The sequence below is a fragment of the Frateuria sp. genome, from assembly GCF_035943815.1.
GTDB lineage: Bacteria > Pseudomonadota > Gammaproteobacteria > Xanthomonadales > Rhodanobacteraceae > Frateuria_A.
On the sequence record NZ_DASZBU010000015.1, the window covers coordinates 492,622 to 504,385 of the forward strand.

At 70.9% G+C, this 11,764-nt stretch carries 10 protein-coding genes; all 10 read right to left on the reverse strand.

Annotation, left to right across the window (positions count from 1 at the left end; translation table 11 throughout):
• Positions 1–6 precede the first annotated feature (6 nt).
• A complete protein-coding gene (locus tag VGU65_RS12825; RefSeq protein ID WP_327476304.1) occupies positions 7–1,206 on the reverse strand; it encodes a hypothetical protein in 1,200 nt (399 codons plus the stop codon).
• Positions 1,206–2,372, reverse strand: coding sequence for a glycosyltransferase (locus VGU65_RS12830; protein WP_327476306.1), 1,167 nt, complete (start codon positions 2,370–2,372; stop codon positions 1,206–1,208). Before VGU65_RS12830 ends, VGU65_RS12825 begins: the two co-directional genes overlap by 1 nt.
• Positions 2,369–3,010: a polysaccharide deacetylase family protein gene (locus VGU65_RS12835; RefSeq protein WP_327476308.1), complete on the reverse strand. Its 642-nt coding sequence runs from the start codon at positions 3,008–3,010 to the stop codon at positions 2,369–2,371. The genes VGU65_RS12830 and VGU65_RS12835 overlap by 4 nt, the downstream gene beginning before the upstream one ends.
• The gene (locus VGU65_RS12840) at positions 3,007–4,182 is read right to left on the reverse strand and encodes a glycosyltransferase (protein WP_327476310.1); all 1,176 of its coding nucleotides are present in this window, start codon (positions 4,180–4,182) and stop codon (positions 3,007–3,009) included. The genes VGU65_RS12835 and VGU65_RS12840 overlap by 4 nt, the downstream gene beginning before the upstream one ends.
• Positions 4,179–5,306, reverse strand: coding sequence for a glycosyltransferase (locus VGU65_RS12845; RefSeq protein WP_327476312.1), 1,128 nt, complete (start codon positions 5,304–5,306; stop codon positions 4,179–4,181). Before VGU65_RS12845 ends, VGU65_RS12840 begins: the two co-directional genes overlap by 4 nt.
• A complete protein-coding gene (locus tag VGU65_RS12850) occupies positions 5,303–6,652 on the reverse strand; it encodes a phenylacetate--CoA ligase family protein (RefSeq protein ID WP_327476314.1) in 1,350 nt (449 codons plus the stop codon). The genes VGU65_RS12845 and VGU65_RS12850 overlap by 4 nt, the downstream gene beginning before the upstream one ends.
• Positions 6,649–8,199, reverse strand: a complete 1,551-nt coding sequence (locus VGU65_RS12855) for an oligosaccharide flippase family protein (protein ID WP_327476316.1) — start codon at positions 8,197–8,199, stop codon at positions 6,649–6,651. Before VGU65_RS12855 ends, VGU65_RS12850 begins: the two co-directional genes overlap by 4 nt.
• Positions 8,196–9,542: an O-antigen ligase family protein gene (locus VGU65_RS12860; protein WP_327476318.1), complete on the reverse strand. Its 1,347-nt coding sequence runs from the start codon at positions 9,540–9,542 to the stop codon at positions 8,196–8,198. Before VGU65_RS12860 ends, VGU65_RS12855 begins: the two co-directional genes overlap by 4 nt.
• A gap of 52 nt (positions 9,543–9,594) precedes the next feature.
• Entirely contained in the window at positions 9,595–10,725 is a 1,131-nt protein-coding gene (locus VGU65_RS12865) for a glycosyltransferase family 2 protein (protein WP_327476320.1), read from the reverse strand.
• A gap of 340 nt (positions 10,726–11,065) precedes the next feature.
• Positions 11,066–11,764, reverse strand: a 699-nt coding sequence (locus VGU65_RS12870) for a non-ribosomal peptide synthetase (protein WP_327476323.1), incomplete at its 5' end; no start/stop codon positions are given.

The following is an 11,764-nucleotide window of genomic DNA, read 5'->3' on the forward strand; positions in this document are numbered from 1 at the left end:
GCGCGCCTATCCGGCTGCAGCCCCTGCGGCCGCGGCCGGCTCGATGGCCCGATGCGGCGGCGGCGGCAGCTCGAAATCGCGGTAGTCGCCCGGGTTGCCGCACAGGCCCGCTTCGGCCGCCCTGATGATGTTGTACATCTCGCGCGCGGTGACGTAGTGCAGCACGTGGCGGACGCCGTCGTTGTAGGCGCGCTCCAGGTGCGTGTGCATGGCGTCGGCGGCCTCGCCCAGCAGGGTGTCCATGTCGCGCTCCTGGGTGCCGTGGGTATGCACCTTGACGAACACCCACTCCGGCCGGCCCTCGACGTGGATGCCGGTGCGCACCCAGTGATCCACCCGCGCGGGCGTGGGCGGGCAGCCGCGGCGCACGTCCGCGTTCTCGATGCGCGGGACCAGGCCGAAGCGCCGCTCGCGCCAGTTCAGCCCCAGCGGTCCCTGCACGATCATCAGGTCGCCGCTGGGCATGCCGCCCACGCGCACCGGCGTGCCGCTGTCGTGCGATTTCGGCCGCGCCGGGTCGTCGGTGGCGTAATAGATCGCGTTGACCATGCGCGTCTGTGTCTCGCTGGGTGCGGACGGCAGGGTGAAGTCGGCATAACAGCCAAGTTCGCGCAGCAGCACCAGTTCGTTGTTGATGCCGCACCAGCGCCCGTCGGCGCGCGAGTTGTCCAGGCACCAGTTGCCGTGGATGAAGCCGAAGCGCAGCCGGCCGGTGAGCGGGTCGCGCGGCAGTGCACCGTGGCGTTCGTGCAGCAGGGCGTTGAAGCGTTCGATGGTGGCGGTGAAGTTCTCCGCCGTGTCGTTGTCGTGGTGCAGGTGGATCTCGATCTCGCCGTAGCCTTCGGCACAGAGCGCGGCGAGCTTGTCCAGGTGTTCCTCGACGTACTCTTCCTCGGGATAGAAGAAGCTGTGCTGCGGCGGGCGGCCGTCCGCGTCGCGATGGCGGCCGGCCAGCGCACGGTAGTCGCGGCACCAGCGGTCGACGCGCGCGCGCTGGGTCGCCAGGTCCACGCGGCCCCAGTTGGGCTCGAAGTGGTCGACGAAGCAGAACATCACGTGCACGGGGCCGTCCGCCGGAGGCGCGGGTGGCCGGCGGCGCAGGTAGCTGCCCAGCCAGATCTGCATGTTGCGCGAGCGGATCGCCAGCGCCAGTGCGGCGACGGCCAACAACAAGAAAGCGAAGGCGAGGGCGAGGAAGGCGGCCATCAACCGGCCTCCGGCAGCAGGCCGAGCAGCTGCTCGGCGTTGTTGCGCCACTGGCGCTCGCGCACGATGTACTCGCGCGCCGCCGCGCCCGCGCGCCGGCGCTCGTCCGGGCGCAGCGCCAGTTCCAGCACGCGCTCGACGCAGGCGTCCAGCTGCCGGCGCGGGAACAGCCAGCCGGTCTGCCCGTCGGCGACCACTTCGGCCACCGGCACGTAGTCCGGCGCCACCATGGCCACTCCCATCGCCATGAACTCGAACAGCTTCACCGGCGAGCCGTAGTGATTGGAATCGGGCAACACCGCGTAGTCCATGCAGGCGATCCAGGAAGGTATCTCGGTGTGCGGCACACGGCCGGGCAGCAGGATGCGGTCGGAAAGGCCGCGCGCCTCCACCAGCGCGCGGACTTCCCCCAGCGTGCGGCCGTCGCCGACCAGCAGCAGCACCAGCTCGGGCGACTCGGCCAGACGCGCGGCAATCGCCTCAACGAAACCGTTCACGCCGTGCCAGTGCACGAACGCGCCGACGTAACCGCACACCACCTTGCCAGCTACGCCGCGTTCGGCGCGCAGGCGGTCGCGGTCGTGGCGCGCCGGGTCGAAGTGCGCGAGGTCCGCCGCGTTGGGCGAGACTACCGAGGGCGCGATCGGGCCATAGGCGGCCTCGGCCTGGTGCTTGAAATAGCTGGAGATGAACACCAGCCCGGTGCAACGGCGCAGGCACCAGCCCTCGATGCGCCGCGCAAGGTGCTTGAGCCACAACGGCCGCACGCGCTCGACCAGCGCCGAGTCGTTGATCTCCAGGATCACCGGGATGCCGTGCCGACGCGCCAGCCACACGGTGGCGAACAGGAACAACGAATAGCGCTCGTACACCAGCTGCGGCCGGATGTGCGCGAAGGCGCGGCGCATGCGTAACAGCGTGACCAGGTTGTAGGCAAGCTCCAGCACCTCGAACAGCACGCCCGGCATGCGCGAGACCCAGGCGCCGAGGCGTCCCCGGCCCTTGCGCGCCGAGGCGCCGGCGACCGGTTCCTGCTCCGGGTCGGCGCCGGGAAAGGACAGCACGGTGACTTGATGGCCCAGCCCGCGCAGCGCATGCACCACGCCGCGTATGTGCACGCCCTCGACGTCGCGGCCGCGGGTGCGGTGGTGGTAGAGGATCCTCATGCGCGCACCTTCGGCAGGGCGAGCAGGTGGCGGCCGCCGGCGCGCCAGAGGGGCAGCATGCGCTCCAGGATCTGCGCCGCGCAGCCGCTGTCGTCGTGCATCAGCACGATGTCGCCGTCGGCCGGCGGCCGCCGCGCCAGCAGCCCCGCGAGCTCGCCGGGCGAGCGCGACTGGTAGTCCAGGCTGTCGTAGGACCAGTAGGCGATGCCCCGGCCGCGTCGCGCGAAGGCCAGCAACAGCGCCGGCGACATGCTGCCGCGCGGCGGCCGGAAACGGTAGGACCCAGCGTGGTCGAAATTCGAGAGCAGGCGGTCGGTGCGCTCCACCTCGTCCAACTGCTGGCGCAGCCCGAGTTGGTGGAACATCGGGTGGCTGTAGGAGTGATTGCCCAGGGCATGGCCCTCCGCCACGATGCGCTCGACCAGCGCCGGGTGCCGCTCGACCCGCTGGCCGACCAGGAAGAAGCTCGCCCGCGCGCCGTGCCGGGCCAGCAGATCCAGCAGCCGGGGCGTGTGCTCCGGATGAGGGCCGTCGTCGAAGGTGAGATAGAGCGCTCCCGGTGTGCGCGGCCCCCGCACCAGCACCAGCCGATCGGGCAGCAGGCCAAGCAACTGTCGCCGCGATGGCTTGAGCCTCATGGAAGCGCCTCCGTCGCCGTATTCGCCGGCGCGGTCGCCTGCTGCAGGACTCCGTCCAGCCGATCGATATTGATCTCCCAGCTGAAGCCGCGTGCGTGTGCGGCGATGGCGGAGCCGTCCCACGGGCGGGTGGCTGCGTCGACCAGCGCCGCCGACAGTGCCGCACGGTCGCCCAGCGGCACCAGCCGGCCGGCGTGCCCGGGCACCACCTCGGGGATACCGCCCACGTGCGTTGCAACTACCGGCGTGCCGCAGGCCATCGCCTCCAGCACCACGTTGGGCACGCCCTCGTTGTGGCTGGGCAGGCACAGCACGTCGGCGGCGCGGAACCAGCCCGGCAGCGCGTCGTGCGGCATCGCACCGACCAGCTGCAGCCGCACCTCGACGCCGAGCGCACGGGCGCGCGCGAGCAGCGTGCCGCGGCACGGCCCGTCGCCTACGTAGACCAGCCGCGCCTGCGGCCGCGCCGCCAGCACAGCGGGAAAGGCCTCCAGCAGGTCGATGCAACCCTTGCTCTCCTTGAGATTGCCGACGTACAGCAGCAGTGGCGCGTCCGCAGCATCTATGCCCAGCTGCGTCCGCGCGGCATCCCGACTACCTGGGGCGAACAGCGTGCCGTCCACACCGTTGTAGAGCGTGTGCACGCGCGCCGCGTCCGCGCCCAGCGCGACCGCCTTGCCGGCCAGCGCACGGCTCACCGCCACCACGGCCGCGGCGCCGCGCAGCGCCGCGCGGATCTGCGGCCGGCGCAGGGCGTGCGTGGCCTGCACGTTCAGGTCGCTGCCGTGCACCTTCACCACGTAGGGAACGCCGAGCAGGCGCGCCAGCCAGCCGGCGGCGACCGCGTCGGGATAGCCCCAGCTGGCGAGGATGCAGTCGTAGCCGGCCGCGCGCAGTCGCCGCCCTCGCTGCAGCAGCAGCGAGGCCAGCCAGCACACCGCATGCAGCGCACGGCCCACCCGCGGCGGGTAGACGAACACGAAGTGGTCGGTGCGCAGCCCCGGCACCTGCACGCGGCCGCGAGCGCCGCGCAGGCGCTCGCGGAAGTCCACCGCGGCCAGCACCTCGACCGTATGGCGCCGGCCCAGGCGCTCGAACTGCTGGCGGTTGAACGCGCCGCGCAGCGGGTCCCAGGGTGTAGGGAAAAGGTTGGTCAGCACCAGCACTTTCATGCGCCCTTCTCCGCTGCGCCGTACAGCTCGGCATAGCGTGCCGCCACCGCCTCGAGCGAGCCGCGGGTTTCCACCATCGCCCGTGCCGCGGCGCCGAGTCGTGCGGCGCGGTCCGGATCGCGCATCAGGCCCAGGATCGCTTGTGCCAGGGACTCGACATCACGCGGCGGCACGATGCAGCCGGTCACGCCGTCGCGCACGATCTCGCGGTTGCCGCCCACGTCGGTCGCCACGATCGGCAAGGCCGTCGCGCTGGCCTCGAGCAGGGCCATCGAATACCCCTCGCTCACCGAGGACAGGGCGAACACGTCCAACCCCTGCAGCAGCTCGCGCACGTCGCTGCGGTCGCCCAGGAAATGCACGACTGCCTCCACACCCTCGCTGCGAGCGCACGACTCCAGCTCCGCCCGCAGATTGCCATCGCCGACCAGCAACAGCGCGCTGTCCGGCAGCTGTTCGTGCACGCGGCGGAAGGCGCGGATCAGGCTCGACTGGTCCTTGGCCCAGTTGAGCCGCCCCACGGTACCCACCAGGTGCGTCTGCGGCGGCAACCCGAGCATCTGCCGCAGATGCAGGCGTGCGGAGGGGGAAACGGTGGCGAATTCCTGCACGCGCAGGCCGTTGGGCACCACCCGCAACTTGCCGCGCGGGACCAGTCGGCGTTCGATCGCGCCGTTGCCCGCCGCCTCGCAGACCATCGTGACGATGTCGGTACGCACCAGCCCGGCGCGATAGAGCATCTCGGCGCGGTTCCAACGCCGCATGCCGCCCATGCCATGGCGGGTGTTGACCACTTTGCCCAGGCCCAGGCCCAGGCTGGCCAGTACCACCAGGTAGTGCGCCACCGCATTGTGGGTATGCAGCACGTCGGTGGCGTGCGCGCGGATCAGTGCCCGCGCGCGGGAGAGCGCGGCAAGGTCCAGCCCCTTGCGCTTACCGCAGGCATGCACGGGAATGCCCAGCGCATCGAGTTCGTGCGCCAGCGTCCCGCGCTCGAACAGGCACACCACCTGGCAGCGATAACCCTGCTGGTGCTGCAGCTTGACCAGCTCCAGCACCACGCGCTCCAGTCCCCCCCGGTTGAGGTTTTCGACGACGTGGGTGATGTTCTTCGGAGGGTTCATGCAACAGGCGCGGTGAGGGCGGAGACGGTAACGCGCAGCTTGCCGCTGGGCGTCAGAGGAATGTCGTCGACGATGCGGCACTCCAGCCCGACGCGCTCGCCCGCCACCTTGGCGACCTCGCGGCGGATGTAGGCCAGCGAGGCGTCGTCGAACGCCTCGCTGCAGACCAGCGACAACTCCAGCCGGTCCAGTTCGCGCTGCACCAGCTGGAAGCGCTTCAGTCCCGGCACGTCCTTGAGCATGTGCGGAAAGAACTCGCCGGGCAGCAGGCGGCCGTCGGGCGTACGGATGGCGTCGAGCACGCGACCGTCCACGCGCGAGAGCAGCGGGAGGCCGCGGCCGCAGGGGCAGGTGTCGTCGCCCGCGGTGGCCATGTCGCCGTTGGCGTAGCGCAGCAGGGGCATGCCTTCGTTGGAAAGGTCGGTGAGCAGCACCTCGCCCGGTCCTTGCTGTGCGCCGAGCAGCTCGACCACCAGATGATCGGCATTGACGTGCAGGCCGCGGCGATGCTCGCACTCGGAGGCGATCAGCATCACCTCGCGGCAGCCGTAGGTGTTGTACGCCGGGCAGCCGAAGGCACGCTCGATCAAGTCGCGCTGGAAGTCGTGCAGCGCCTCGGCCGCACCCAGCACCGACACCGGCCGCGCCACCCGTCGGCCATTGTCCAGCAGCCACTGCGCCAGGCGTACCAACGGCCCGACATAGCCGACGATCACTTCCGGGCGGTAGGCATCGATGGCGTCGGCGTAGCGGCCGAGATTGGCGTCGGTCATATGGAAGCTGTTGAGCATCCGGCGCGCGAAGGCGGCATGGTAAAGCCGCTCCTTGAACTGCTTCAGCGGGTGCGGCTGGCCCACCGCGCCACCCCACAGGAACAGCGTGCGTCGGCCCATGCGCGCGCCGGCCCAGCCGTAGCCGCGCCACATCACGGCGGTGCGCCGGTCGTTGCTCTCGCGCGTGTAGCCGAAGCGCAGTGGCTCGCCAGTGGAACCGCCGGTGGACTTGTAGAGCAGGCGGTCGCGCCAGCCGTCGGCCTCGAACTCCCCGGCGTGGGCGCGGATCTCGGCCTTGCTCAGCACGGGCAGCCGCGCGTAGTCGTCGAGGCTGCGGATGTCCGCCGCCGCGACGCCGAGCTCGCGCCAGCGCCGGCGGTAATACGGAACGTGCTTCCCGCAGTGTTCGAGCAGGCGTTGCAGGCGCTGCCATTGCAAGGCGCGCACCTGCTCGGGCGCCAGCCACTGGTCACGTTCGTAGGCGGCCAGGTAGGCCAGCGTGCGGCGCCGGCGCAGGCCGCTCTCGTAGGCCGGGAAGAGCACGCGGCGGAACACTTGTTCGTACATGTTCATGGCCCCTGCCCCGCGCGTGCGCCCGACCAGTGCAGCAAGCGCCCCAACAGCAGCGGGCGGCCGGCCGCAAAGCGACCATGCAGGCCTTGCAGCTGTTCGATGTCGGCGCGCGTCCAGCAGCGCAGCAACAAGGTCAGGGGCAGGTAGGCGGCGACCAGCATCGGGCCGCCCAGCGCGAGCGTAGGCAGCGGCGGCAGCCGCAGCGCCAGCACCAGCGAGGCCAGCGCCCCGGCCAGCGCTGCCGCCAGCAGGATCCGCACCAGCCGCAGCCACTCCAGCGACACCCCGCCCACGCGCACGCCCAGTGCGAGGTAGGCCACCGAACTGACCGCCGCCTCGATCGTGATCGCCGCCATCGCGCCGTGCAGGCCGAAATGCCTGATCAGCAACACGTCCATCGCGATCTTGAGCGCGCCGAACGCCAGCGTCAGGGACAGGATCACGTGTTGGCGATCGGCGCTCACCAGCAGGCTGGTGGCGCCCTGCGCCGAGGTGTTGAGCGCGCTGGCCAGCATGCACAGGGCGAACACCGGCGCCGCGGCGGCGTAGGCGGCGCCATAGAGCAGGCCGATCACCGCACCGGCGAAGCAGGCGCCGAACGCCACCACCGGCGCACCCAGCAAGGCAAGGTAAGAGGTCACCGCGGCGAAGCGGCGGCCGCCGGCCGCGCGCCCCTCGCTCAGCGCCTTGGCCATCATCGGCAGCAGCACGGCGCTGAACACCCCGGGCACCAGCAGCATGATGCCGCTGGCCAGCTGGTAGGCCACCTTGAAGTAGCCGGCCGAGGCCGCGCTGTCGAACAGGTTGAGGAACAGGATCTCCACGTCGCTGGCGATCAGGAAGCTCACGATGATCGTCAGCGAGACGATGCGCAGGTGCCGGCGCATCCGCTGCAGCAGTTCGGGCGGCAAGGCTCCGTCGCGCGGCAGCGGCGCCAACAGCCGGCTCACCTGGTGCTGCGAGGCCAGCAGGAAAGCCGCGCTGGAGATCGCGTACATCACCACGAACAGCAGGACGTCCCCATGCAGCAGCATCGCCGCCAGCACCAGCGCCAGGTTCAGCGGCGCGGCCACCAGCGTGACCCGCGCGGTGGCGTCGAAGGCCTCGCAGCCCTTGGCGATGGCGATGTTGAACATGTAGGGCGCGCGCATGCCCACCGCCGCGGCCAGCAGCACGAACTCGAGCAGGTCCAGCTCGGCGGCGAAGCGGTGCCCCATCACCAGGTACGCCACCAGGCCGGCGCCCAGCACCACCAGCATGTGCCAGCGCTGCACCTTGCGCATGTGCGCGAGCATGGGCCGGATCAGCTCCGCCTGGCCGCTGCCGCGCAGCTCGGCGACGAACTTGATGACACCGGTGGTCACGCCCGAGTTGGTCACCACGATGCCGATCGCGGCGAACCAGATGAACAGGCCGTAGATGCCGTAATGCCGAGGCCCCAGGTGGCGCGCGATAAGCACCGCACAGACCATGCCGAGGAAATACTCGACGTAGATCCCCAGCGAGGAGAACAGCGTATTGCGCAGCGCGAGCGAGCGATGGCTCATGAGGTGCGCAACAGGACGGCGACGAGCACGTACAGCGCCGCCACGGCCACGACGGTGATCGGCAGCCAGCGCCAGCCGCTGCCGGAAAGGGTGAACAGGGGCAAGCCCGCGTGCCGCTGGCGCACGCTGGCGTAGTGGCCCACCACGATCGCCGCCAGCGTGTAGAGCATGATGTTGTAGCTGCGGCTCAGGAAGAATGCCGCGGCGAAGAAGCCGCACAACGCGCACATCAGGGCAAGCGCGAGCGACTTGTCGGTCGCCGCCGTCGCATCCGCCGCTACCGCAGGCGCCGGCACGCGGCGCGCCACCGTGCCGCGCGGCGCCGGCCGGGGCGCGGCCATCGCCTGGCCTGGCGCATCCGGCAGCGCCACCGGTGCCGGATGGAAGCGCAGCAGGCGCCACATCATCCAGAAGCAGTAGCCGACGAAGGCCAGCCACGCCAGGAAGCCCAGGAAACCGGTCTCGGCCAACACCAGCACGAAGGAGTTGTGCGCGGTCAACTCGTTGTAGTCGGTAAAGTTGCCCGCGCCCACGCCCAGCAGCGGATGGCTCTTGAACATGTCCAGCCCTTCGTACCAGGCATCCACGCGGCCGAAGGCCGAGGGCTCGTCCACGTCCAGCTCGGTCATGCGCGAGGACGGCAGCAGCATCAATCCGACCAGGCCGGCTAGGCTCAGCGAGACCGCGGTCGCGGTGCCGCGACGCTGCCACAGGTACACCGCGAGCATCAGCAGCACCGCCAGCTGGGTGCCGCGCGACTGCGTCAGGTACACGCCACCCAGCAGCAGCAACGCGCCCGCGCGCCACAACCAGCGGCCGAGGAAGCCCGCCCGCGAGGCCAGGTAGAGCACCATCGGCAACGCCATCACGAACAGCAGCCCCAGGTCGTTGGGATCGTTGAAGATGCCCACGTAGCGCACGCGACCGTCCTCGCCCAGGGTCATGCCGGTCCAGCCCACGCCGTTCTGGGCCTGTTGCACGCTGTGCAGCGCCAGCACCATTGCGGACAGGCCGATCACGCCGAAGGCAGCCGCCGCGCGCCGCGGTTCGGTGATCGAGGTGGCCAGCACGAAGAACACGATCACCGCCGGACCGAGCTGGCCCAGCACGTAGAGCATGCCGCCGGCCCAGCCGTTGGCCACCTCCGACGCCATCGCCATCAGCACGAACAAGGGCAGCAGGAGGAACTGCGGTGCGGTAGGCGTGCGCGCGCCGGCGGCAAGCCAGCCGACGAAGGCCAGCAGCAGCGACACCGACATCAGCGGCAGTTCACCCATGCCCGGCAGGAAGTCCTGCGGACGGATGATCACGAACGTCAGGTACAGGAGGATCAGCGGGAACATGGACGTTTCCCGCTGCCTGCCCGCGCGCTGCGCGACGACTTGCCCCATCCGCTCACCACAAGTGCAGCCTCCGGTTGCGCGCGAACGCCACGAGCGCTTGCGCGGCGAACAGGTTGAGGTAGCAGAACGCGGTCAGCAGCCGCACCGGCAGGCGCCCGCCCAGCGACGGTAGGTGCCGGCCGACTATCACCGCGGCGAGGGCCGCGGCCAGCGCCAGTGTGATCGCGGCGAACAACGTATGCCGCGTGGCCAGCAACGCCGCGGCCAGCGCCAGCCCGAGCAGCAGCCACGGCGCCAGCAGGCGCAGCAGCTTGTGGCTGACGAAACGGAACCACAGCGGATTGCGCCATGGCAGCAGCAACCAGGGCGCCAGTTGGACCAGCTGGTAGTTGCCCGCCAGCGTGCGGATCTTGCGCCGTTGCTCCTCCTGCGGCTGCTGCGAGGTGCCGTCCCACGCCACCGCCTGTGGCTCGAACACCACGCGCCGGCCGGCCGCTGCCACCTGCATCGGCACCAGCACGTCGTCCAGCACGGTGCCCGGCGGCAACGGCCGGAACAGCTCGCGGCGGATCGCATACAGCGCTCCACTGACGCCGACCACCGAACCGGAACGGCTCTCGGCGCGGCGGATCAGCTTCTCGTAGCGCCAGTACGCATCGATGCCACGGGCGAACCCGGTCTGCGCGTCGAACAGCCGCAACTCGCCGCTCACCGCGCCGACCGCCGGGTCGCCCAGGTTGGCGACCAGGCGGAGCAGCGCGTCCGGTTCCAGCCGCTGGCGGACATCGGTCATCAGCAGCACTTCGCCGCGCGCCTGCGCCACCGCGTCGTTGAGGCAGGCGGCCTTACCGCGGCGCACGTCGAACTCGAGCACGCGGATGCGCTCATCGCCCAACCGGCGGCATCGCGCGGCGGTGTCGTCGGTGCAGCCGTCGCACGCCACCACGACGTCCAGCAGCCCGCGCGGATAGTCCAACGCGAGCAGTCCGGCCAGCTTGGCCTCGATGTGCGAGGCGCCGTCATGTACGGCGACCACCGCGGTGACGCGCGGCGCCCATGCCTGCGACCGCACCCGCCTTGGCCACCACCGCGCCAGCGCGGCGACCCACAGCGGATAGCCCACGAACACGTGCGCCAGGCCAAGCGCACAGGCGACGAAGACGAGGTAGGCCACGGTCATCATGCGACCGCTCCGGCGCACGTGGCCATATCAGTTGCGCCCAGGCGGCGCAGGCGCAGCAGCAGCGGATCGGACGGCTCCCGCCGCCTATGCCGGCAGTTCGCTGGCCAGCTTCGCCAGCGTGCCGGCGGCGACGACCGATCGAGCCGATCGAGACCTGCCCCCGGCGCCAGCAGCCTGTGGTCGCGGCTGTCCCTCATGCTTGATTCCCCTGTTCCGGGCAGCCCCCTGCCCCACGCCCTGGAAACACTGAAGCCATTATGGCCAGGTCGCGACCGGAACGGGGGCCGCGTCGGCCCTCGACCGCGCTGGATGCGAATGCATGCCATGGCCATCGGTGCGGTCATCCATGCAGGCCCAGCAGGCGGCGCAGCCGCGCGCCGAACCCGGCGGCGGCCGGCGGCGCCAGCTGCACCGCCAGCGACGCGAGCGTGCCGCTGGCGATATCGAGCAGGTTGAGCCGCACGCCGGTATCGCGCTGCACGCGCGCGGCCAATTCCACCGCCAGCAGCGAATGGCCGCCGACATCGAAGAAGTTCGCCTCGGCCGCCACCTCGGTCACACCCACCAACTCGCACCAGACCTGGGCGAGGTAACGTCGGCGCGGGTCCGCATCGGCCTGGATGCGCACGGACATGGAATGTTCGGCAGGCAGCCGCGGCGGCGGCAGCGCACGGCGGTCGAGCTTGCCGTTGGGCGTCTGCGGCATCGCATCCAGCCGCACGAGGTGCTGCGGGCGCATGTAGCCCGGCAGCTGTGCCTCCAGCTCGCGGCGCAGGCGCGGCAGCAGGCTGTCCTCCGGTTCGGCCGAGGCCACGTAGAGCACCAGGCGCTGGTCGGCCGGTCCCAACTCCTGCACTAGCGCCGCGCAATCGCGTACCGCGGCGTCGGCGCGTGCCACCGCCTCGATCTCGCCCGGTTCGATGCGGAAGCCGCGCAGCTTGATCTGGAAGTCGGCCCGGCCCAGGTGCTCCAGCGTGCCGTCCGCGCGCCAGCGGCCGCGGTCGCCCGTGCGGTACAGCCGCGCGCCCGGTTCGTCCGA

Excerpts from the sequence above, each read along its gene's own strand:
- VGU65_RS12825 (WP_327476304.1), bottom strand. The coding sequence starts at position 1,206 with ATGGCCGCCTTCCTCGCCCTCGCCTTCGCTTTCTTGTTGTTGGCCGTC.
- VGU65_RS12830 (WP_327476306.1), bottom strand. The coding sequence starts at position 2,372 with ATGAGGATCCTCTACCACCACCGCACCCGCGGCCGCGACGTCGAGGGC.
- VGU65_RS12835 (WP_327476308.1), bottom strand. The coding sequence starts at position 3,010 with ATGAGGCTCAAGCCATCGCGGCGACAGTTGCTTGGCCTGCTGCCCGAT.
- VGU65_RS12840 (WP_327476310.1), bottom strand. The coding sequence starts at position 4,182 with ATGAAAGTGCTGGTGCTGACCAACCTTTTCCCTACACCCTGGGACCCG.
- VGU65_RS12845 (WP_327476312.1), bottom strand. The coding sequence starts at position 5,306 with ATGAACCCTCCGAAGAACATCACCCACGTCGTCGAAAACCTCAACCGG.
- VGU65_RS12850 (WP_327476314.1), bottom strand. The coding sequence starts at position 6,652 with ATGAACATGTACGAACAAGTGTTCCGCCGCGTGCTCTTCCCGGCCTAC.
- VGU65_RS12855 (WP_327476316.1), bottom strand. The coding sequence starts at position 8,199 with ATGAGCCATCGCTCGCTCGCGCTGCGCAATACGCTGTTCTCCTCGCTG.
- VGU65_RS12860 (WP_327476318.1), bottom strand. The coding sequence starts at position 9,542 with ATGTTCCCGCTGATCCTCCTGTACCTGACGTTCGTGATCATCCGTCCG.
- VGU65_RS12865 (WP_327476320.1), bottom strand. The coding sequence starts at position 10,725 with ATGATGACCGTGGCCTACCTCGTCTTCGTCGCCTGTGCGCTTGGCCTG.